The sequence below is a fragment of the Macellibacteroides fermentans genome (assembly GCF_013409575.1).
GTDB classification, from domain to species: domain Bacteria; phylum Bacteroidota; class Bacteroidia; order Bacteroidales; family Tannerellaceae; genus Macellibacteroides; species Macellibacteroides fermentans.
The window spans coordinates 279,956-302,668 of sequence record NZ_JACCCY010000003.1; the positions used below are offsets into that span (position 1 = coordinate 279,956).

Annotated in this window: 15 protein-coding genes, 2 tRNA genes and 3 rRNA genes; 7 read left to right on the forward strand and 13 right to left on the reverse strand. The window is 42.5% G+C overall.

Annotated elements, in window-relative coordinates; translation table 11 throughout:
• The first annotated feature begins 1 nt into the window (after nucleotide 1).
• Nucleotides 2–1,384, forward strand: a complete 1,383-nt coding sequence (locus F5613_RS10600) for a putative oxidoreductase C-terminal domain-containing protein (RefSeq protein ID WP_179399737.1) — start codon at nucleotides 2–4, stop codon at nucleotides 1,382–1,384.
• Nucleotides 1,381–2,196, forward strand: coding sequence for an FAD:protein FMN transferase (locus F5613_RS10605; protein ID WP_179399738.1), 816 nt, complete (start codon nucleotides 1,381–1,383; stop codon nucleotides 2,194–2,196). Before F5613_RS10600 ends, F5613_RS10605 begins: the two co-directional genes overlap by 4 nt.
• 258 nt (nucleotides 2,197–2,454) lie before the next feature.
• On the opposite strand, the gene rrf is transcribed toward F5613_RS10605, so the two are convergent.
• The 5 genes from rrf to F5613_RS10630 all read right to left on the reverse strand — a co-directional run bounded on the left by rrf (nucleotide 2,455) and on the right by F5613_RS10630 (nucleotide 7,611).
• Nucleotides 2,455–2,565: ribosomal RNA gene (gene rrf, locus F5613_RS10610) — 5S ribosomal RNA — on the reverse strand.
• Nucleotides 2,566–2,654: 89 nt separating this feature from the next.
• A 23S ribosomal RNA gene (locus F5613_RS10615) occupies nucleotides 2,655–5,537 on the reverse strand.
• Nucleotides 5,538–5,707: 170 nt separating this feature from the next.
• Nucleotides 5,708–5,781 (reverse strand) — tRNA-Ala (locus tag F5613_RS10620).
• Between the two features lie 13 nt (nucleotides 5,782–5,794).
• A tRNA-Ile gene (locus tag F5613_RS10625) sits at nucleotides 5,795–5,868 on the reverse strand.
• Nucleotides 5,869–6,083: 215 nt separating this feature from the next.
• Nucleotides 6,084–7,611 (reverse strand): 16S ribosomal RNA (locus F5613_RS10630).
• The 16S, 23S and 5S rRNA genes sit together here with 2 tRNA genes alongside, the layout of an rRNA operon.
• Before the next feature lie 1,364 nt (nucleotides 7,612–8,975).
• Between F5613_RS10630 and glpT the strand changes: the two genes are divergently transcribed.
• Entirely contained in the window at nucleotides 8,976–10,334 is a 1,359-nt protein-coding gene (glpT, locus tag F5613_RS10635; RefSeq protein ID WP_179400018.1) for a glycerol-3-phosphate transporter, read from the forward strand.
• 153 nt (nucleotides 10,335–10,487) lie between these two features.
• On the opposite strand, the gene metK is transcribed toward glpT, so the two are convergent.
• The 8 genes from metK to miaB form a co-directional block, all read right to left on the reverse strand.
• Nucleotides 10,488–11,783, reverse strand: coding sequence for a methionine adenosyltransferase (gene metK, locus F5613_RS10640; protein WP_179399739.1), 1,296 nt, complete (start codon nucleotides 11,781–11,783; stop codon nucleotides 10,488–10,490).
• Between the two features lie 195 nt (nucleotides 11,784–11,978).
• A complete protein-coding gene (gene folK / locus F5613_RS10645; protein ID WP_079684143.1) occupies nucleotides 11,979–12,464 on the reverse strand; it encodes a 2-amino-4-hydroxy-6-hydroxymethyldihydropteridine diphosphokinase in 486 nt (161 codons plus the stop codon).
• Between the two features lie 6 nt (nucleotides 12,465–12,470).
• A complete protein-coding gene (gene queA, locus F5613_RS10650; protein WP_079684144.1) occupies nucleotides 12,471–13,520 on the reverse strand; it encodes a tRNA preQ1(34) S-adenosylmethionine ribosyltransferase-isomerase QueA in 1,050 nt (349 codons plus the stop codon).
• A gap of 11 nt (nucleotides 13,521–13,531) precedes the next feature.
• Nucleotides 13,532–14,236 (reverse strand): tRNA pseudouridine(55) synthase TruB, encoded by a 705-nt coding sequence (truB, locus tag F5613_RS10655; protein WP_179399740.1) that lies wholly within the window; start codon nucleotides 14,234–14,236, stop codon nucleotides 13,532–13,534.
• Nucleotides 14,236–15,117, reverse strand: coding sequence for an undecaprenyl-diphosphate phosphatase (locus tag F5613_RS10660; RefSeq protein WP_179399741.1), 882 nt, complete (start codon nucleotides 15,115–15,117; stop codon nucleotides 14,236–14,238). Before F5613_RS10660 ends, truB begins: the two co-directional genes overlap by 1 nt.
• 2 nt (nucleotides 15,118–15,119) lie before the next feature.
• Entirely contained in the window at nucleotides 15,120–15,359 is a 240-nt protein-coding gene (locus tag F5613_RS10665; RefSeq protein WP_068184473.1) for a DUF3098 domain-containing protein, read from the reverse strand.
• Nucleotides 15,360–15,376: 17 nt separating this feature from the next.
• On the reverse strand, nucleotides 15,377–16,255 hold the full coding sequence (locus F5613_RS10670; protein ID WP_079684149.1) for a cell division protein FtsX: 879 nt from the start codon (nucleotides 16,253–16,255) through the stop codon (nucleotides 15,377–15,379).
• A 146-nt stretch (nucleotides 16,256–16,401) separates the two neighbouring features.
• A complete protein-coding gene (gene miaB, locus F5613_RS10675; protein ID WP_079684150.1) occupies nucleotides 16,402–17,775 on the reverse strand; it encodes a tRNA (N6-isopentenyl adenosine(37)-C2)-methylthiotransferase MiaB in 1,374 nt (457 codons plus the stop codon).
• 236 nt (nucleotides 17,776–18,011) lie between these two features.
• On the opposite strand from miaB, the gene F5613_RS10680 reads away from it, so the two are divergent.
• From F5613_RS10680 to pstC, 4 genes are all read left to right on the forward strand, one after another.
• A complete protein-coding gene (locus F5613_RS10680) occupies nucleotides 18,012–18,458 on the forward strand; it encodes a hypothetical protein (protein WP_079684151.1) in 447 nt (148 codons plus the stop codon).
• A 71-nt stretch (nucleotides 18,459–18,529) separates the two neighbouring features.
• On the forward strand, nucleotides 18,530–20,026 hold the full coding sequence (locus tag F5613_RS10685; RefSeq protein ID WP_079684153.1) for an acetyl-CoA hydrolase/transferase family protein: 1,497 nt from the start codon (nucleotides 18,530–18,532) through the stop codon (nucleotides 20,024–20,026).
• 205 nt (nucleotides 20,027–20,231) lie between these two features.
• Nucleotides 20,232–21,401 (forward strand): IS4 family transposase, encoded by a 1,170-nt coding sequence (locus tag F5613_RS10690; RefSeq protein WP_179398827.1) that lies wholly within the window; start codon nucleotides 20,232–20,234, stop codon nucleotides 21,399–21,401.
• Between the two features lie 123 nt (nucleotides 21,402–21,524).
• The gene (gene pstC, locus F5613_RS10695) at nucleotides 21,525–22,712 is read left to right on the forward strand and encodes a phosphate ABC transporter permease subunit PstC (RefSeq protein ID WP_079684154.1); all 1,188 of its coding nucleotides are present in this window, start codon (nucleotides 21,525–21,527) and stop codon (nucleotides 22,710–22,712) included.
• The last annotated feature ends 1 nt before the right edge of the window (nucleotide 22,713 follow it).

The window sequence follows — 22,713 nt, forward strand, 5'->3', positions numbered from 1 at the left end:
TATGAAGCATATACTGTTTCTGTTACTCATAGTATTAATGGCCTGTCAGCCCAAATCAGAAAACAAGAAATTTACCGGAGCAGAAGGTGAAATCAAAATTATCACCTTGGCTCCGGGCCATTTCCATGCAGCTCTTCTTCAAAAAACGATGTTGAAACAGCTTGATAAAAAGGTACAGGTCTATGCTCCTGCCGGTCCGGAGGTTGATGCCCATCTGGCTCTTATCAACTCTTTCAACAATCGCAGCGAAAATCCTACATGTTGGGATGAAGAGGTCTATATTGGAGACGACTATCTCACAAAGATGCTGAATGATAAGAAAGGAAATGTTGTGATTCTTGCGGGTAACAACAAAGACAAGACATCCTACATTCTTCAGTCGGTTGCGGCAGGGATGAATGTACTTGCCGACAAACCGATGGCAATTGATAAATCTTCATTCCATAAACTGGAAGAGGCTTTTGAGCTAGCCAATAAAAAGGATGTATTACTTTACGACATCATGACAGAACGCTATGATATCCTTAACATAGTGAATAGGGTGCTTATGCAGCATAAAGAGCTGTTTGGCGACATCCAAACCGGTACACCCCAAGATCCTGCCGTTAAGTTGGAAAGTGTTCATCATTTTTACAAGCTAGTATCCGGTAAACCTCTGGTCAGACCTGTATGGTATTACGATGTGATGCAACAAGGTGAAGGGATTGTCGATGTTACAACTCATCTGATAGATTTGATTCATTGGAAATGTTTTCCTGAAACAATCCTAGACTATAAAAAAGACATCCGTATTACCGGGGCTAAGCATTGGGCGACTCCTCTTAGCTTAAGTGATTTCTCGAAATCTACTTCAGCAACGGAATTTCCAGATTACCTGAATAAAGACGTTAAAGATTCCACCTTATTTGTTTATGCAAACGGAGAAATCAACTATCAGGTAAGGGACGTAAATGTAGGCATTTCAGTGGTATGGAATTTCCAGGCTCCCGAAGGTGCCGGAGATACTCATAGTTCTATAATCAAAGGGACCAAGGCCTCTATTTATATTTTGCAGGGGAAAGAACAAGGATATTCACCCAAGTTATATATAAAGAAAGCAGATCAGGTAAGCGAGGCTGATTTTAAATTGCATCTTGATCATGTAATAACCGGATTAAAGAAAAACTACGACATTGGGGCTCAGTTGGCTGATAATGGAATGTACGAAATTGTAATTTCAGACAAACATAAAGACGGTCACGAAGCTCACTTCTCACATGTAGCCGAAAAGTTTTTTGGATTTCTGGTTTCCAGAGAGATGCCGGAATGGGAGGTTCCTAATATGTTAACCAAGTATTTCATCACAACTGAAGCACTTGAAATTGCAAGAAAAGAGGAGAAATGATCGGCAATTATTTAAACTACTACGAATCCTCCAACCTTTTACATGGGTCGCTCATGCAAATTATGGGTACACGTCTGGATGCCTTGATTCTTGGCGCCGGACCTACCTTGGCCAACAAGGTATGGGAAGAGGTGAAAGATGAGTTGGTAAGATTAAATAAGATGCTTAATAAATTTGACAAGGAGAGTGAATTGTATCGAGTGAATAACAAGGCAATTCACTCTCCTTGTTCTGTTAGCGAAGAGTTGTGGAAAATTCTGGCTGACTGTGAACAATATTATGAACGTACCTATGGATACTTTGATATAAGCTTAAAAGATTATTCAAAAGTAGAATTTGACAATGAATGCCATACGGTGTACTTTACTGACACGGGCATCCAACTTGATCTTGGGGGATATGCGAAAGGATACGCCCTCGAAAGCATCAGAAAGATCCTTGTCAACCATTCTATAACCCAGGCTTTAATAAACTTCGGAAATAGCTCCGTACTAGCTCTGGGCAGCCATCCTCATGGGGATAGCTGGTCTATCGGGATAAACGATCCTTATAACCCGGACAAGATTGTAGGAAACATATCTTTACGCGATAATACATTATCAACTTCCGGAAATATGCCCAGTCACACCGGACATATCTTTAATCCATTTACGGGACAATATAACGCCGACAGACGTATTGTTTCTGTTTCTGCCCCTAATGCAATTGATGCGGAGGTAGTCTCCACCACATTGATGATTGCCGATAAAATAAAGGAAAAGGAAATTGTCTCTCAATTTACCATCGACCAGTATTGTATCTTTTCTCTATAACAACTTCATTCAGTCCTTCGTTAAGTTTTAATGCACAGTAATGCTGCTTAGTATTTCATCTGTCGGAATCTCATTGAACAGACACAGCCGACACAAACCTTATAAAAAACATTCTACAGACTTAGATTAAGTTGGAAAGGGATAATATAAACATTGAATATAATAAGTATGACAGATACAAGCTTTGGGTAGTATATATTCAGTAGGGTATATAAACAAAAAAAGGAGTCAGTTCAATTGAACTAACTCCTTCTCTAAAAACGGCGGCTACCTACTCTCCCACTGTTACGCAGTACCATCGGCGTGGGTGGGCTTAACTTCTCTGTTCGGAATGGGAAGAGGTGGAACCCCAACGCTATAACCACCTTAATACCTTTAAGATGTTTGCATGCTGGACAAAGCAATATAGCAACACTTATTCAAGCTCGCTAATCCAATATATCAACCCGTTTTCACGGAAATGAAAGTTTCGGGCTATTAGTACTACTCGGCTTCGACATTACTGCCCTTACACCTGTAGCCTATCAAGGTCGTAGTCTACAACCACCCTTATAAGGAAATCTAATCTTGAGGCTGGCTTCGTACTTAGATGCTTTCAGCACTTATCCAATCCCGACTTAGCTACCCGGCAGTGCTCCTGGCGGAACAACCGGTAAACCAGTGGTCAGTCCAACACGGTCCTCTCGTACTAGTGTCAGAGCCTCGCAAATTTCCTACGCCCACGATAGATAGAGACCGAACTGTCTCACGACGTTCTGAACCCAGCTCGCGTGCCACTTTAATGGGCGAACAGCCCAACCCTTGGGACCTTCTCCAGCCCCAGGATGTGACGAGCCGACATCGAGGTGCCAAACCGCTCCGTCGATATGAGCTCTTGGGAGCGATCAGCCTGTTATCCCCGGAGTACCTTTTATCCTTTGAGCGATGGCCCTTCCATGCGGAACCACCGGATCACTATGCTCTAGTTTCCTACCTGATCGACTTGTTTGTCTCCCAGTCAAGCACCCTTATGCCATTACACTCTACGACCGGTTACCAATCGGCCTGAGGGTACCTTTAGAAGCCTCCGTTACACTTTTGGAGGCGACCACCCCAGTCAAACTACCCACCATACAGTGTCCTCCCTCTCCGGGAGTTAGAATTCAAATAATCAAAGGGCCGTATTTCAACGTCGGCTCCACAAACACTGGCGTGCCCGCTTCGTAGCCTCCGGCCTATCCTACACATTAATTACCCAAATGCAATGTAAAGCTATAGTAAAGGTTCACGGGGTCTTTTCGTCCCATCGCGGGTAATCGGCATCTTCACCGATACTACAATTTCACCGAGCTCACGGTTGAGACAGTGCCCAGATCGTTACACCATTCGTGCAGGTCGGAACTTACCCGACAAGGAATTTCGCTACCTTAGGACCGTTATAGTTACGGCCGCCGTTTACTGGGGCTTCAATTCAATGCTTCTCTTGCGATGACATCTCCTCTTAACCTTCCAGCACCGGGCAGGTGTCAGGCCATATACTTCATATTTCTATTTTGCATAGCCATGTGTTTTTGTTAAACAGTCGCCTGGGCCTATTCTCTGCGGCCACCATTGCTGATGGCGTCCTTTTTCCCGAAGTTACAGGACTATTTTGCCTAGTTCCTTAACCGTGAATCACTCGAGCGCCTTAGTATACTCAACCCAACTACGTGTGTCCGTTTACGGTACGGGTACTCTATAAATTATGCTTAGCAGATTTTCTTGGGAGCCTGTTTACATCCATATTGCTTCGTGCAAGCACTCCGCATACTATCAGGTTCGACTCTCAGGGCGGATTTGCCTACCCCAATCAACGTCTACACCCTTCAACTACCTATTCCGTCAGGCAGCAGGACTGTCACTTCTCCGTCTCCACATCGCTCTATAAAGTAGTATGGGAATATTAACCCATTCTTCCATCGGAATCGCCGTTCGGCTTATCCTTAGGTCCCGACTTACCCTGATCCGATTAACGTTGATCAGGAATCCTTAGTCTTTCGGCGAGGAGGTTTCTCACCTCCTTTATCGTTACTTATACCTACATTTGCTTTTCTGCACGCTCCAGCAAGGGTTACCCCTTACCTTCTAAGCCGAGCAGAATGCTCCCCTACCAATCATAATTAAATGATTCCATAGCTTCGGTAAACAGCTTATGCCCGATTATTATCCACGCCAAATTCCTCGACTAGTGAGCTGTTACGCACTCTTTAAATGAATGGCTGCTTCCAAGCCAACATCCTAGCTGTCTTTGCAATCTGACTTCGTTAATTCAACTTAGCTGTTATTTGGGGACCTTAGCTGATGGTCTGGATTCTTCTCCTCTCGGACATGGACCTTAGCACCCATGCCCTCACTCCTTGTCTAAACTAATACGCATTCGGAGTTTATCTGGACTTGATAGGCGGTGAAGCCCTCGCATCCAATCAGTCGCTCTACCTCATACTAGTAATAACAAAGGCTGCACCTAAATGCATTTCGGGGAGTACGAGCTATCTCCAAGTTTGATTAGCCTTTCACCCCTACCCTCAGTTCATTCGAAAGCTTTTCAACGCTTACCGATTCGGTCCTCCAGTTAGTGTTACCTAACCTTCAACCTGACCAAGGGTAGATCACTTGGTTTCGCGTCTACTACCACTGACTAAGCGCCCTATTAAGACTCGCTTTCGCTTCGGCTCCGGACCTGAAGTCCTTAACCTTGCCAATGACAGTAACTCGTAGGTTCATTATGCAAAAGGCACGCCGTCACATCATATAGATGCTCCGACCGCTTGTAGGCAGACGGTTTCAGGGTCTATTTCACTCCTCTGTTCGAGGTTCTTTTCACCTTTCCTTCACAGTACTGGTTCGCTATCGGTCTCTCGGGAGTATTTAGCCTTACGGGATGGGCCCCGCAGTTTCACACAGGATTTCTCGTGTCCCGCGCTACTCAGGATACTACTAGGCTTCGTCAGTAAGTCGTGTACGGGGCTGTCACCCTATATAGCCGTTCTTTCCAAAACGTTCCACTTTACTAATTTCTTGCCACATCGTAGTCCTACAACCCCTATACTGCCTCAACAGCATAGGTTTGGGCTGTTCCCCGTTCGCTCGCCACTACTTGGGGAATCACTTTTGTTTTCTTCTCCTATGGGTACTTAGATGTTTCAGTTCCCCACGTTTGCCTTCCTTACGGAATGACAGGCCTTCAACCTGCCGGGTTGCCCCATTCGGAAATCGCGGGATCAATTGTTATTTGCACATCCCCCGCGCTTATCGCAGCTTATCACGTCCTTCTTCGCCTCCGAGAGCCAAGGCATCCACCGTCTGCCCTTGCTTACTTTCTCTTTCCGTGCACATATTTGCCATAAGGCATGTGTCGGATTGATATATCTTTAAAGCTTGCTCTTTTTTTGTTACTTTATTGCTTTGTTGTCCATCATGTCAAAGATCTTCTTTTCAACGACTTGTTGTCGTTGAAAGGATTAAAAATCATAGATTTTTTATCCTACTTTTGTGGAGAATAACGGATTCGAACCGTTGACCCTCTGCGTGCAAGGCAGATGCTCTAGCCAGCTGAGCTAATCCCCCGTCTTTTCGTTCGTAGTCCCAGGCAGAGTTGAACTGCCGACCTCTACATTATCAGTGTAGCGCTCTAACCAACTGAGCTATAGGACTGGCTTTCTTACCTTTGCCTGAAGCTCTTTCCTTTTCTTTATCTTCCTTTATTGGCAGATATCCGGGCGGCGCTTCAGCCTCTTGTTTCTCTTCTGGTTTCCCAGTTTTATAAGATCATATATGTTTATCATATCAAACAGCAGTAGTACAAGGAACATAAAGTTTTGTTCCTTCCTTAATACCTTGCAAACCGTAAAAGGGAACTCAGGCTCCAGAAAGGAGGTGTTCCAGCCGCACCTTCCGGTACGGCTACCTTGTTACGACTTAGCCCCAGTCACCAGTTTTACCCTAGGTCGATCCTTGCGGTTACGAACTTCAGGTACCCCCGGCTCCCATGGCTTGACGGGCGGTGTGTACAAGGCCCGGGAACGTATTCACCGCGCCATGGCTGATGCGCGATTACTAGCGAATCCAGCTTCACGGAGTCGAGTTGCAGACTCCGATCCGAACTGAGATAAGGTTTAGAGATTCGCATCCGGTCGCCCGGTAGCTGCCCTTTGTCCTTACCATTGTAACACGTGTGTCGCCCCGGATGTAAGGGCCGTGCTGATTTGACGTCATCCCCACCTTCCTCACAGCTTACGCTGGCAGTCTCTCCAGAGTCCTCAGCTTGACCTGTTAGTAACTGGAAATAAGGGTTGCGCTCGTTATGGCACTTAAGCCGACACCTCACGGCACGAGCTGACGACAACCATGCAGCACCTCGTAGGCAGTCATTGCTGAAAAGGATGTTTCCACCCCTGTCTCCCTACGTTCAAACCCGGGTAAGGTTCCTCGCGTATCATCGAATTAAACCACATGTTCCTCCGCTTGTGCGGGCCCCCGTCAATTCCTTTGAGTTTCACCGTTGCCGGCGTACTCCCCAGGTGGATTACTTAACGCTTTCGCTGTGCCGCTTACTGTGTATCGCAAACAGCTAGTAATCATCGTTTACTGCGTGGACTACCAGGGTATCTAATCCTGTTTGATCCCCACGCTTTCGTGCTTCAGTGTCAGTTGTAGCTTAGTAAGCTGCCTTCGCAATCGGAGTTCTGCGTGATATCTATGCATTTCACCGCTACACCACGCATTCCGCCTACCTCATTTACACTCAAGTCCGACAGTTTCAACGGCATTTTTACAGTTAAGCTGCAAACTTTCACCGCTGACTTATCAAACCACCTACGCACCCTTTAAACCCAATAAATCCGGATAACGCTCGGATCCTCCGTATTACCGCGGCTGCTGGCACGGAGTTAGCCGATCCTTATTCTCAGGGTACATACAAAACAGGACACGTCCTGCACTTTATTCCCCTGCAAAAGAAGTTTACGAACCATAGATCCTTCTTCCTTCACGCGACTTGGCTGGTTCAGGCTCTCGCCCATTGACCAATATTCCTCACTGCTGCCTCCCGTAGGAGTCTGGTCCGTGTCTCAGTACCAGTGTGGGGGACCAACCTCTCAGTTCCCCTATCCATCGTCGGCTTGGTGAGCCGTTACCTCACCAACTACCTAATGGAACGCATGCCCATCTATCAGCGAATTTCTTTAACAAATATCACCATGCGGTGCCCCTGTTTTATGCGGTATTAGTCCGACTTTCGCCGGGTTATTCCCCTCTGATAGGTAGGTTGCATACGCGTTACTCACCCGTGCGCCGGTCGCCACCAGTTGTATTGCTACTCCCGTGCTGCCCCTCGACTTGCATGTGTTAAGCCTGTCGCTAGCGTTCATCCTGAGCCAGGATCAAACTCTTCGTTGTATAATTTGTTTGTCTTAATATCTCTTGCTCAGAATTCCCTTCTATTATTAGTTTACAATTGACGGTATTAATTTTGATTCTTTACGTCCAAGAAAATCATTACTGATCTTCTCAATTCTTGTACTACTTTTTGTTGATATGTAAATCTTTCAAAGAACTCTTGTTTGTTGCATTTTCAACCGTTTTGATCCGGTGTGAAAGCGGGTGCAAAGATAAGACTTTTTATTTTAAACCACCAAATGTTTTCGGAAGTTTTTTTAAAAAAGTTTCGGGCCATCTTAATGTCGCTGCAGGATTATCGCTTAGCCTCGCTAACCTCACCTTATGCTATCCATTTAAATTCCCTCATCATGTTGCTGTGCCGTTCTCTCTTGAATGCGGGTGCAAAAGTAGTGCTTTACAACATACACTCCAAACCTTTTGCAAACTATTTTTACAAGGCTTTTAACACATTTCCCCTTAAACCCTGAATACCCGCACATTACACACAAAACTTTTTTTTCAATCCCCCCAAATCCCGTTTCGAAGCCATTTCCCCTCGCGTACATTATATATATTAAGAGAAAGTGCAATACAGCGTGAATAAGGAACATTTCGGAATATGCCAGGAGAAAATACGGCTCTATTGTCAATTAGTGCTCAAAAAAAGTGAATATAACATCGTTGACATTACAAAAAAATCTCTTCTCTGAAAAAATAAATCCTAAAACAGCATAAAAGAACATCCCTACACCTCTACCTAGGTTATTTAAAACCCCAAACGAAATAGTAATATTTTCATATCATAACACTAATTTGTCCGTATCCTTTGAAAAAATACTTAGTCTATCATTGAACTAAATTTCAATATTTTGGAAATCGATATATTTAACTTTGAAACAAGGTTACCAGATCTTTTAAAATCCTCAATAAACAATGAAAAACAATCTAATAGCATTTATAAAAAATCCCAGGTACTTTTCATTTTAAAAGTCATAACATTTTCTCCAAAAAGTATATACTTTCTGAAGTAAATGTACCCGCAAATTTTTGCTTAAGAGAAAAGTTACGGAGACTAAAGTCAAAAATCGCACATCAAACAAGCCAGAATCGCTATGGCAATGGTACAATCAAGATTATATTCTATCTTAAACCAAATTATTATACATAATATTTGGTACTTTGTTTACTCTATACTATTTTTGTTTCGTTTATATATGATTTCCATTTCCATACACAAATATCTATATCTGATATTTTCGAAATAATACAAAACATATATAGTCTTAAATCGAAATTATAAATAAATATAGAAGAATGATTGTTTTCATTCTATTACAGATTGTCATTTCATTCAATAAAAGTAACCTTATAAATCATTTATGATGATAAACTTCTTGAAACCGGCAGCTCATAAACCATCCTTGGATAATGAAGCAATAGATCCGACATATAAGAAACTCAGATTACAAGTCTTTATCGGTATTTTCGTAGGATACGCCGGTTATTATCTGGTAAGAAAGAATTTTACTCTTGCCATGCCTTATTTAATAGAAATGGGATTTGATAAAGGAGACCTCGGACTGGCTCTTTCTGCTAATGCGATAGCATACGGATTTTCCAAATTCTTAATGGGAGGCGTGTCAGACCGAAGTAATGCAAGGTTTTTTCTACCTTTAGGTCTTATTCTATCTGCTTTAATCACCTTCCTGATTGGAACAAGTGCTGGCATATCGTCCATATCTACCATGTTTATTCTTCAATTTCTAATCGGATGGTTTCAGGGGATGGGATGGCCTCCCTGCGGTAGAGTTATGACACACTGGTTTTCGGTAAAGGAACGGGGTACCAAAATGGCCATCTGGAATGTGGCACATAATGTAGGAGGAGGTATGGTTGGAGCAATGACAGCCTATGGTATTCTATGGTTTGGCTCCTGGCAGGCAGGTATTTTCTGGTTTCCCGCCGTAGTTGCCATACTAATATCCCTGCTAGGCTTGCTCTTGATACGGGATACTCCCCAATCGTGCGGACTACCACCAATAGAAAAATACAGGAATGAGTATCCCAAAAATTACTCAGCGAGTTCGGAGAAAGAGCTATCTGCAAAGGAAATCTTCTTTAAATATGTGCTCAATAATAAAATACTCTGGTATATCGCCATTGCAAATGCCTTTGTGTATCTGGTTCGGTATGGTGTACTTGACTGGGCGCCAACTTATCTGAAAGATGTGAAAGGATACGATATTAAAGAAGTCGGATGGGCTTATTCTGCCTACGAATGGGCAGCTATACCGGGAACACTCATTTGTGGGTGGCTTAGTGACAAGATTTTTAAAGGCAGAAGAGCTATTACAACTATGATATATATGGTATTAGTCGCTCTGTTTGTGGTAATCTACTGGAAAAACATGGACAACCGGCTACTGGACAGTATTGCGCTTATTGCTATCGGCTTCCTAATTTATGGGCCGGTAATGCTTATAGGGGTGCAGGCACTGGACTTAGCTCCCAAAAAAGCTGCCGGAACAGCAGCAGGACTAACAGGGTTCTTCGGGTATTTCTTTGGAACCGCCATTTTAGCCAATATAGTTATGGGATATGTAGTTGAACATTTGGGATGGGATTGGGGATTTTTCATATTACTATCTGCCTGCGCATTGTCCTTTTTGTTTATTGCATTTACCTATAAAGAAGAACAATATCTGATAAAACAGGAAAAAAAGGTCGTAAAGATTGAATAGTCTGCTGCCTAAATAAGATATAAGCTGATAACGAAACATACTGTTGGCTTGTTGACCCGGATCGTGGTTTGTTTTGATGAAAAAAACTTGAATAAAAAAAGCCTGCTTATTCTATAAAAGATAAGCAGGCTTTAGTATTTGGTTTTATGATAATTACAAACCGAATGCCTCTTTAATCTGATCTACATAATCAAGCTTCTCCCAAGTGAAAAGCTCCACTTCACAGATTACAGGAGCCGTATTGTAACGTGAATTAAATTCTTTGATTACAACCTGAGGGGTACGTCCCATGTGTCCGTACGAAGCTGTTTCGAAATAGATAGGATTACGTAATTTCAACCGGTCTTCAATCGCTTTAGGTCGCATGTCGAACAAGTTCCATACTTTTTCAGCAATTTCTCCATCCGTAAGCTTAACATTGGAACGGCCGTAGGTATTGATAAAGATATTCATTGGCTTTGCCACACCAATGGCATAGGATACCTGTACAAGGACCTCGTCGGCCACCCCTGCTGCCACCAGATTCTTGGCAATATGACGCGCTGCATATGCCGCAGAACGGTCAACTTTGGAAGGATCCTTTCCGGAGAAAGCTCCACCACCGTGCGCTCCCTTACCTCCGTAGGTATCTACAATGATTTTTCTTCCGGTAAGACCTGTATCTCCATGAGGGCCACCAATCACAAACTTTCCGGTAGGATTTACATGATAGGTAATTTTATCAGTAAACAAGGCCTGCACCTGAGGAGGGTATTGCGCCATGACGCGGGGAATCAATAAAGATTTCACATCAGCGGCAATTCTATCTTGCATGGCTTTATCGGCTGCATCTTTAGCTGCCTTACTGTCGTCCGCAGGAAGAACGAATTCATCGTGCTGCGTAGAGATTACAATGGTATCGATACGTAAAGGAGTTCCATTATCGTCGTATTCGATGGTAACCTGACTCTTAGCATCCGGACGCAGATAAGGCATTTTTTCTATTTCATTCTTACGTATAAATGCTAGTTCTGATAATAAGGAATGTGATAAATCAAGGGCCAACGGCATGTAGTTTTCTGTTTCGTTGGTTGCATATCCAAACATCATACCCTGGTCGCCCGCACCCTGATTGTAAGGATCCTGGCGTTCAACACCCCGGTTGATATCACCGCTTTGTTCATGTATGGCCGAAAAAACACCGCAAGATTTAGCTTCGAACTGGTATTCACTCTTCGTATAACCAATCCGCTCAATTACAGCACGGGCCACTTCCTGCACATCAACGTATGCACTAGATTTAACTTCTCCAGCCAGAACAACCTGTCCGGTTGTTACAAGTGTTTCGCAAGCAACTTTAGAGCTCTTGTCGTATGCAAGAAACTCATCAAGCAAAGCATCCGATATCTGATCGGCTACTTTATCGGGGTGTCCTTCAGACACCGATTCGGAGGTAAATAAATAACTCATTTTTATATAATTAAGTATATTATATTTTGAACTGAGAGCAGGTAGATGAGGCAGATGCAATAGAAAGGAATAAGAACTTTGATTTTAGCATTTTTTCCCGTGGTTGCAAGCATACAAATCTATCCACATCAGTTCGGGTGCAAAGATACAAACTAATTTCAGGATACAAACAAACCTTTCTGTTTTTCAAAACAATTAAGAATTCGCTTGGCTATTATTCGTCGGAAGTGCTAAATATAATTCACCTATGGAACGATTAAGAACCGGATGAATACAGGTATGAGCAATCTCCGAGAGGGGACCCAGAACAAAGCTACGTTGATGCATCAATGGATGCGGCAACGTAAGAAGAGGTGTATCTATCACCCAATCGTCGTACATTAATATATCAATATCGATAACACGGTCGTGATATTCGCCTTCACTTTTTTGCGAACGGCCCATATCACGTTCTATCTCCTGTGTTAATGCCAGAATCTCATAGGGAGAAAGGGTTGTCTCCATCATGAGCGCAGCATTTAAAAAATTATTTTCTGAAACAAACCCCCAGGGGGTAGTTTCATATAAATCAGAAAGGGCGAGTATACTCCCCACCCTTTCTGATAAAAGCGCCACGGCAGTAATCATATTATTACGCTTGTCGCCTATATTTGCTCCGAGACTAAAATATACAACTGCCATTATAAATCAAATGATTAACATGGCATCACCATAAGCCCCAAAACGATATTTCTCTTTTAAAGCCACATCATAAGCATCCATAATCAGATCGTATCCTCCAAAAGAAGCCGTCATCATCAACAAAGTTGAAAGCGGCATATGGAAATTTGTTACCATGCTTGTTGCAACACTGAAATCGTATGGAGGGAAGATAAATTTGTTGGTCCACCCTTCAAACTCCTTCAAATGGCCATCCGTACTTACAGCAGTCTCAATGGCACGCATAACAGAGGTGCCCACAGCACAAATCTGGTTGTTGCTGTCTTTCGCCTCGTTCACTGTTTTCACCACTTCTGCGTTCACAACCATCTGCTCGGAATCCATTTTATGCTTGGTAAGATCCTCCACATCGATTTCGCGGAAGTTACCTAAGCCCGAATGAACAGTCAGGAATGCAAACCGACAATCCTTGATTTCAAGACGTTTCATCAATTCACGGCTAAAATGTAGTCCTGCAGCCGGAGCCACAACCGCGCCTTCTTCCGATGCATAGATATTTTGATACCTTTGTTCGTCGTCTTCTTCAACTTCACGTTCAATATACTTTGGAAGCGGAGTCTCACCTAAGGCGTATAGAGCCTTTTTGAACTCGTCGTGATTACCATCGAAAAGGAAGCGCAACGTACGTCCACGTGAGGTCGTATTATCTATCACCTCGGCAACCATAGAATCATCTTCTCCAAAATACAGTTTATTCCCGATACGGATTTTACGAGCCGGATCCACCAGGACATCCCATAATCTCAGTTCTTCATTCAATTCCCGCAACAAAAATACTTCAATCCGGGCTCCAGTCTTTTCTTTATTTCCATACAACCGGGCAGGAAATACCTTTGTATTGTTAAAAATAAAAACATCTTTGGGTCCGAAATACTCTAAAATGTCTTTGAAGACTCTGTGCTCAATTTCTCCCGTTTTGCGATGAACTACCATTAATCTGGATTCATCCCTGTTTTTGGCTGGTTGCAGTGCAATCAATTCCGACGGCAAATTAAATTTGAATTTAGAAAGCTTCATACGGTGCTATATTAATTTTCGTTTATTATTTTCACTTCGTTATCTAAAAAGGCATCTATATCTTCAGGATTCATACACTGATCCAGCGTAATATCCCCGATGCGCGTACGTTCAAGCGCAATAAGATGCGCACCCGAATTCAACGCAACTCCGATGTCGCGGGCCAATGCCCTGATATAGGTCCCTTTACTACAAACTACCCGTATTTTTATTACCGGCAATTCACAGTTCAGCAGTTCGATTTCATCAATTACAAGCGTTTTCGCTTTTAGTTCAACTTCTTCGCCCTTACGTGCCAGATCATAAGCTCTTTTACCATCTACCTTACAGGCAGAAAAGACCGGTGGCACCTGCTGGATCTTTCCTACAAACGAGGTAAGAACCTCTTCTACCATGGAACAACTGATGTGCTCTGTAGGGTACACAGCGTCCACCTCTTTTTCCAGATCGAAAGAAGGTGTAGTTTCTCCCAGTTTAAGTGTAGCTACATATTCCTTTGTCTGGTACTGAAACTCTTCAATACGTTTGGTTGCTCTGCCTGTGCAAATAATCATCACACCAGTTGCAAGCGGGTCTAAGGTGCCCGCGTGTCCAACTTTAATTTTCTTAACCTTCAATTTTCTGGAAAGTTTGTATCTGAACTTATTTACCAGGTCGAACGACGTCCAACGTAAAGGTTTATTAAAATAAAGTATCTCTCCCTCTATAAAATCCATTAAACTATTTCTAAATTATACCCCATCCATAACATAACCAGAATGATTCCACCCACGATAATACGATAATACCCAAATGCCTTGAATCCATACTTGGTTACAAAACCTATAAAGAACTTAATTGCCAGTAAAGCAACCACAAACGCAACTACATTACCTATAACCAATATCCCTGCGTTTTCGTTCAAAATAGCCAAACCTCCGGGTTCAAGTATGAGTTTTAGTAGTTTGTAAGCTGTGGCGGCAAACATGGTGGGCACTGCCAAAAAGAAGGAAAACTCGGCGGCCGTTTTACGAGACAGCTTCTGCGACATCCCCCCCACAATAGTGGCCATGGACCGCGAAACACCCGGAATCATAGCAATACATTGAAAAAAGCCTATGTAGAGAGCCTTCTTTTCCGTTAGTTCATCGGTAGATACCCGGTTAAAGAGCTTATCAACAAAGAGCATAAAAACGCCACCTATCACAAGCATGACAGCTACCACCCATACATTCTCCAACATAGAATCGATGGCATCACTGAAAAGGAATCCGATGACTGCTGCAGGCAAAAAGGCAACTAATAATTTCCAGTAAAAATCGAATTTATAAAGAAAGCGTTTTCCGTACGTCTTCCACTTGGAGACTCCGGTCATCCCTTTCACTGCATCGGCATCGAATATCTTACAGGGATTAAGCCTGAAAAAACGATTCCAATACAGACAAACTACAGAAAGAATGGCACCGAACTGGATGATGACAGTAAAAGCCTTTACAAAATCGGTACTTTCTACACCCAACATATTTTGTGTAATAATCATATGTCCGGTAGAAGAAACGGGAAGAAACTCTGTTAACCCTTCAACAATGGCAATAATGATTGCCTCTATACTATTCATCCTTATTCCTGCTCGTTATTTTTGGGTTTATGAACTATTGCATATATCATCGCTACAAATCCGATCACGGTTATAACCGGAGCTACAACTATTCTGCGTGTACTGAATATTTCAGGATTAAAGGATACGCCATCTTCAGAAGCTCCACCTCCCATCAATACGAATCCTATCACGATAAAAGCAATAGCAACTGCTATAAGTATAAAATTTTCTTTTCCGAAAGCAAAATCTCTTTTAGCCATCTTATTCTACCTCTTATTTAAATGTAATATAATTTATCAACACCCATTCTCAGGTATTTGTTTACTGCAAAGAAGGTTGCTACGACCGATAACAAAATACCAAGCACAAGCACAGCCGCGAAAACCATCAACAGAGCATCCGTATTTATCAGATCTATAAATCCGGCAAGCTCAGACTGCAGGTAGTAAAGGGCCCCCATCAATAGTAACATGGCCAATATAGAAGCATAAATCCCGCTTACCATATTATATATCATAAAGGGTTTACGGATAAAACCATGCGTAGCCCCTACAAGTTTCATCGTATGAATGAGGAAGCGCTTCGAATAGATAAGCAAACGGATGGTGTTACTGATTAGCACAAAGGAGATAATCATAAGAACTGCCGCAAGCGACAGCAGAATAATTCCGATCCGTTTTAAATTATCATTCACAACCTCCATCATATCTTTGCGATATAATAGTTCAGATACATTGGTATATTTCTTGAATTGCTTTTCGATAAGTTGCAGACTGTCCGGATTAGCATATTCCGAATGCAACTTCACCTCCAGTGAAGCTTGCAACGGATTAAAACCTAAAAATGTTTCGGGGCGTTCTCCCAGTTCCTCTTCCAGTTCTTTGGATGCCTGTTCTTTGGAGATATATTCAATAGATTTTATGAATGGTTCTGCTTCCAGCTTTTTCTGCATCCGTTTTACTTCACCCTCACTCATATCATCTTTCAGCACTACAGAAAAAGTTATATTTTCCTTTACAAACCTCGAAAGTGTATCACCCATCAGTCCCATCAAAAGGATAAGACCTAATAAAAAGAGAACCAACGCAATGCTAATTACGGATGTAAGGCGAGAATTAAAGAAAGAGACAGTTGTAAATTTCTTATTTTCAGTCATCTGATTATTCCTAATTAGAGTTAAATAAATTTGGAAGGTGTGTCCGGCGAACACACCCCCCAAATTCGTTGCAAAAGAACACATAATTTACGAATTACGCAGCTCTTTTACATTTATTTAACCTTCCGTTCAATGAGAAAGGTTGCTTATGCTTCTATCGGTTGACCAAACAGAGTGGCCGAAGAGGCTCCGGTTACACGTACTTTTACAAATTGGCCAACTTTAAAATTCTGCTTATCAAATATAACGACCTTATTCTGACTTGTCCTACCGAATAATTGCTCGCGCGAACGTTTGGAAAAGCCCTCAACCAATACCTCAAATACTTTACCGACATCTCTCAGGTTGCTCTCTTCAGACAGCTTGTTTTGCAGATCGATCATCCCTTGAAGTCGACGTACCTTTTCGTCTTCCGGAATATTGTCTTCCAGATTTTTTGCTGCAAATGTACCCGGACGTTCGGAATATTTAAACATGAATGCAGAGTCGTATCCAACCTCTCGCATCAGTGAAAGGGTCTCTTCATATTCATCCTGGGTTTCGGAGTGGAAACCACAGAAAAGATCGGTCGAAATCGCACAGTCAGGTAAAATACGACGGATTGCTGCGATCCGGTCCATATACCATTCGCGGGTATATTTCCGGTTCATGATTTTTAAGATTCTTGAGCTTCCTGATTGAGCCGGCAAATGAATGTGCCTGCACAAGTTTGGATACTTCGCTATTACAGTCAGTGTATCGTCGCTCATGTCTTTTGGATGTGATGTAGTGAAACGGATCCGCATATCAGGAGCTTCCAAAGCCACCCGCTCCAATAGCATCGGGAAGGTTATGCTCTCATCCCCTTTTTTGAAAAGATACGAATTAACGTTCTGCCCTAACAGAGTAACCTCGCGGAAACCTTTATCGCGCATATCCCGCACCTCATTCAGGATGCTTTCCACATCGCGGCTTCTCTCCCTTCCACGTGTATAGGGAACAATGCAATAGGTGCAGAAATTATTACAACCGCGCATAATGGAAATAAATCCGGAGATATTTATTCCGCCTATTTTCAACGGAATTACATCTTTATACGTTTCCTGAGTAGAAAGTTCTACGTTAATTGCTTTCTCTCCATGCTCCACGGCTCCAACCAAATTCGGAAGATCCATGTACGAATCGGGACCAACCACCAAATCCACCCCGTGATTGCTGATCAACTCCTCTTTTACCCTTTCAGCCATACAACCGAGCACTCCGATAATGAGCGTTCTCTTTTTCCGCTTTAACGACTGAAAATACTGCAACCTCCCTAACACCTTCTGTTCGGCATTATCGCGCACAGAGCAGGTATTTACGAAGATGGCATCCGCCTCTTCAATTTTGTTGGTCACAGCATAACCATCCATCTCCATGATGGATGCAACAACCTCACTGTCTGCCACATTCATCTGACAGCCATAGGTTTCAATAAACAGCTTACGTTCTACGTTCTGGGCAGCAGATTTTAAGTCCACGCCTTTCGTTTCATTACTCATTCGATAAATATTAAAAATATATAAAACAAATTGTTCTCAATAAAAAATGATTCAAAATATTTTGTCAACAAAAACCATCAGCGTATTTTTGCCTATGAAAAACGTAAATTTTTTCATAGTTAAGGTTTTGGTTAATTACTAGATAAGGGTGGCTGGGAAGTTACCCTTATTTTTTTGTTCTTTATGATAATTCATTTTTTCTTCCTACATTTGAGGTGCAAAAATAATCAAAAGTTATGGATAACCTTGGAGATTGGCTTTACATTGTTTTTTTAATCGTTGCAGCTGTCAGTGGATTGTTCGGTTCGGGCAAGAAGAAAAAACGTCAGACAGAAGTTCTTGGCAGGCCGGACAGTGAAATAGAGCCCGAAACACAGAAACCTGCACAAAAGAGTTTCTGGGAAATGCTGGAAGAGATGCAGGAAGAGAAACCGAAAGCCAAAACTATGCCAACTCCACAACCAGCAACCAGACCTGCAATCAAAAGTAAAGAGAAACAACCTCATGCAAGCACCCCGTTTCTGAATACGGAAAGTCAGCACCCATCTGCAATTAAATCGACTCCGGCACTTCAACTAGAACCGGATGATGAAAACACTGTAATGCAAGGTATTACATTTACTGATACAGATGATTTGAAGAAGGCTGTTATTTATTCTGAAATATTTAACCGCAAATATTGAAAATCAGCGGTTTTTAATAACTTTGCGTCGTTTTTTCCAGAAGTCAACATTTATAATAAAATTACTATACCATGTCATTAAAATTCATTACTGCTGAAGAAGCTGCTGCGTTCGTGAATAACGACGACAACGTTGGTTTCAGTGGATTTACGCCAGCCGGATGTCCTAAATCGGTTCCGGAGGCTATTGCAAAAAGAGCAGCTGAAGAGCATGCCAAAGGCAACCCATTTCAGATCGGAATGTTTACCGGAGCTTCTACCGGAGACAGACTAGACGGCGAACTTGCCCGTGCAAATGCCATCAAATTCAGAACGCCGTATCAATCTAACAAAGATTTACGTTCTGCACTTAATGCACACAAGGCTCAGTACTATGATATGCATTTATCGGAACTGGCGCAAAGTCTGCGTTATGGTTTTCTTGGAAAAATAAATGTAGCTGTTATTGAAGCTGCCGATGTAACTGAAGACGGAGAGATTGTTCCTACTTGCGGAGTAGGTATCACACCTACTATCTGTCGTTTGGCCGATAAAATAATCGTGGAACTTAACCATAAACATCCGAAGGCTATCAGAGGGATGCACGACATCTACGAGCCTCTGGATCCTCCTTATCGTCGCGAAATACCCGTTTATTCTCCTTCAGACCGGATTGGATTGCCTTATGTAAAGGTTGATCCATCTAAGATCGTTGGCGTGGTTGAAACTGAAAATGCAAACGAAGGTGGTGCATTTGCTCCGCTGGACGACGTTACAAAGGCTATTGGTAACAACGTGGCTATGTTCCTTGCTGGCGAACTGAAAGCCGGTCGCATTCCGGAAGGATTCCTACCGATGCAAAGTGGGGTAGGTAATGTTGCCAACGCAGTACTTGCTGCTATTGGTGAAAATAAGGAAATCCCTGCCTTCAATGTGTATACGGAGGTAATTCAGGATGCGGTTATTTCTTTGATGAAAGAAGGTCGTGTTAAGTTTGCCAGTGGATGTTCATTGTCTGTAAGTAACGATGTGATCCGCGAAATCTATGCAAATTTGGACTTCTTCAAGGATAAGATATTACTTCGTCCGCAGGAAATCTCCAACAACCCGGAAGTAGCCCGTCGTTTAGGTTTGATAACGATCAACACCGCGCTGGAAGCTGATATTTTCGGTAATATCAACTCAACCCACGTATCGGGAACTAAAATGATGAACGGTATCGGTGGTTCGGGTGACTTTACACGTTCTGCTTACCTGTCAATCTTCACCACTCCTTCTACAGCTAAAGATGGTAAGATCAGTGCATTTGTTCCCATGGTATCTCACGTTGACCATAATGAACACTCTGTAAAGGTTATTATCACAGAGTACGGTGTAGCCGATTTAAGAGGTAAATCTCCGGTTCAACGTGCCGAAGCAATTATCAACAATTGTGTTCATCCGGATTACAGACCTTTGCTTACTGAATATATGAATATGGGTATCAAAGGACATACACCTCAGAATTTGAAATGCAGTTTTGCTTTCCACGAAGAGCTGGCAGCCAGTGGCGACATGCACAATGTTGACTGGAGCAAATACGCAAAGTAACACATATTACATTTTTATTAACAAGGAGTTGTACGAATCGTACAGCTCCTTGTTACTTTACAGAAACCTGTAATCACTAGTGTCCGGTTAAGGACTTTAACAAACTCCTGAAACCCGCATTGATAAAGGCTTTCAAATACGTTCTTTAATTTTTCGATTTGAAAATATTGGAAATTACCTAGATTTACGAAAAATACCGTAAATCATGAATATAGGGAAAACCGTTTTCGCGCAACTGATGTCATTTTTACCGACTTATGAATTCAACAAGTGTGTTGAAAAGTACAAGGGTAACCATCGCGTAAGGAACTTTACCTGTAAGGAACACTTTTATGTGATGGGTTTTGCTCAACTTACCTATAGGGAAAGTTTACGTGACATCGAATCTTGCTTGACAGCGTTTTCCAATAAATTATATCATTCAGGCATAAAGCAGCCGGTTCCTAAATCCACATTGGCAGAGGCCAACGAAAGTCGGGATTGGCGAATTTATGCAGACTACGCACAAGTTCTGATCAAGGAGGCTCGACACCTTTATGAAAAGGATAACGAGTTCAAGCTTGATGTCAAAAACATGGTGTACGCCTTGGACAGCAGCACCATCGACTTGTGCTTAAGTCTTTTTCCATGGGCGAAGTTTCGCAAAAACAAAGGTGCTGTTAAAATGCACACGTTGCTGGACTTGCGGGGCTCCATACCCACATTTGTACATTTGACGGATGGTTTATGCCACGACGTCAATGTAATGGAACATATCGTAGTCGAGCCTGGTGCCATTTATGTAATGGACAAAGGTTATGTCGATTTCTTTCGGTTCTACACTATCATCCACGAACAACGCGCGTTCTTCGTGACTAGGGCCAAGGATAACATGGCTGCCAGAAGAGTGTATAGTCGAAAGGTGGACAAGACCACCGGACTCAAATACGATCAATCTATAAAACTGACAGGCTTTTACATCAAGAAAGATTATCCAGACTATTTGAGGAGGATAAAATATCAAGATGCCGAAACCGGCAAGATTTATGTTTTCTTGACGAATAACTTAGAGTTACCAGCCTTTACAATTGCTCAGTTATACAAAGAACGATGGAAGATTGAACTGTTTTTCAAATGGATAAAACAGCATCTTCGGATAAAAGCTTTTTATGGCACCAGCAGAAACGCAGTGTACACCCAAATATGGATAGCAATCTGTATGTATCTGCTTGTCTCAATAGTCAAAAAGAAAATGAAATTAGAGCCGCCGCTCTACACTTTATTGCAGATTTTCAGCTTGACTTTGTTTGAGAAAATGCCTATAAATGAGCTATTTATAAATACAAATTACAATTTAACCAGTCCGAATAGTTCTAACCAGTTGAATATCTGGTAGTTTTAACCGGACACTAGTGACCTGTAATATATTTGTAACATATATGTAATATTTCCTTCAAACCTATTTAACCCCATCTTAATACTCATTTTCTTACTTTGCATCAGAAATAAATCGATCAACGTGAGAAAGTTTTTTGAAAAAATAGTTGAAGGAGGATTACTGATAAGCGGGAGCGTAACCAGCCTCGCCATCCTTCTGATTATCGTTTTCCTTTTCAAAGAGGCTTCCGGTCTATTTAACAGTCCCGCTGTAGAAGAAGGTTATGTACTAGCCGTAAACAGCAGCAATCCTGTTAAACATCTTTCGCCGGAAAATACAAAACAGGTATTTGATTCGGAAATTACAAACTGGAGTGAACTTGGAGGCAACGACGAGGAAATTCTGGTTTTTCGTTTTTCAGACCTTACGAACTTCTACACAGAAGAAGAACTTGGGGCCGAGTTTGAATTTGTGCCCGACAAGATCAACGAGCTCGTTCAAAAGGAAAAAGGAATTGTTGCATTCTTCCCCGAAATGTATCTTGCCAAAGATTTCAAGGGAACTGTAATTTCAAAGGACCCGATCCGACCGGGAGAATTTTTTGGTGGCACCCAGTGGTATCCCACTGCAACACCATCTCCCATATTCGGACTGATTCCATTGTTATTGGGAACTCTGTTGGTTAGCTTCGGAGCAATCATCCTATCCTTACCGTTCGGTGTGGCCGTTGCCATATACCTTGCCGAAATAGCCAATTTCAAGACACGCCAATTCCTCAAACCTGTAATTGAGCTTTTAGCAGGGATTCCATCCGTTGTTTACGGATTCTTCGGGTTGGTTGTTATCGTTCCGTTGATACAGAAAGGGTTTAACCTCCCTGTTGGCGAAACGGCTTTTGCCGGTAGCGTTGTACTTGCCATCATGGCCTTGCCTACGATCATCACAGTTGCTGAAGACGCAATGCGCACCACTCCCCGCGCCATGAAGGAGGCGAGTCTGGCGCTCGGAGCCACCCAATGGCAGACAATCTATAAAGTAATAATCCCCTATTCCAGTTCCGGAATCACATCTGCGGTTGTATTGGGAATCGGGCGTGCCATCGGTGAAACAATGGCAGTATTGATGGTTACAGGAAATGCAGCCATTATCCCGACTTCATTCTTTGAACCTGTACGAACCATTCCTGCAACCATTGCTGCAGAACTCGGAGAAGCTCCGGCAGGTGGTGCCCACTATGAATCGCTGTTCCTGCTTGGTGCCGTACTGTTCATGATTACACTGGTGCTCAGTATCGCTGTTGAATATATCTCATCCAAGAAAAAAATATAAT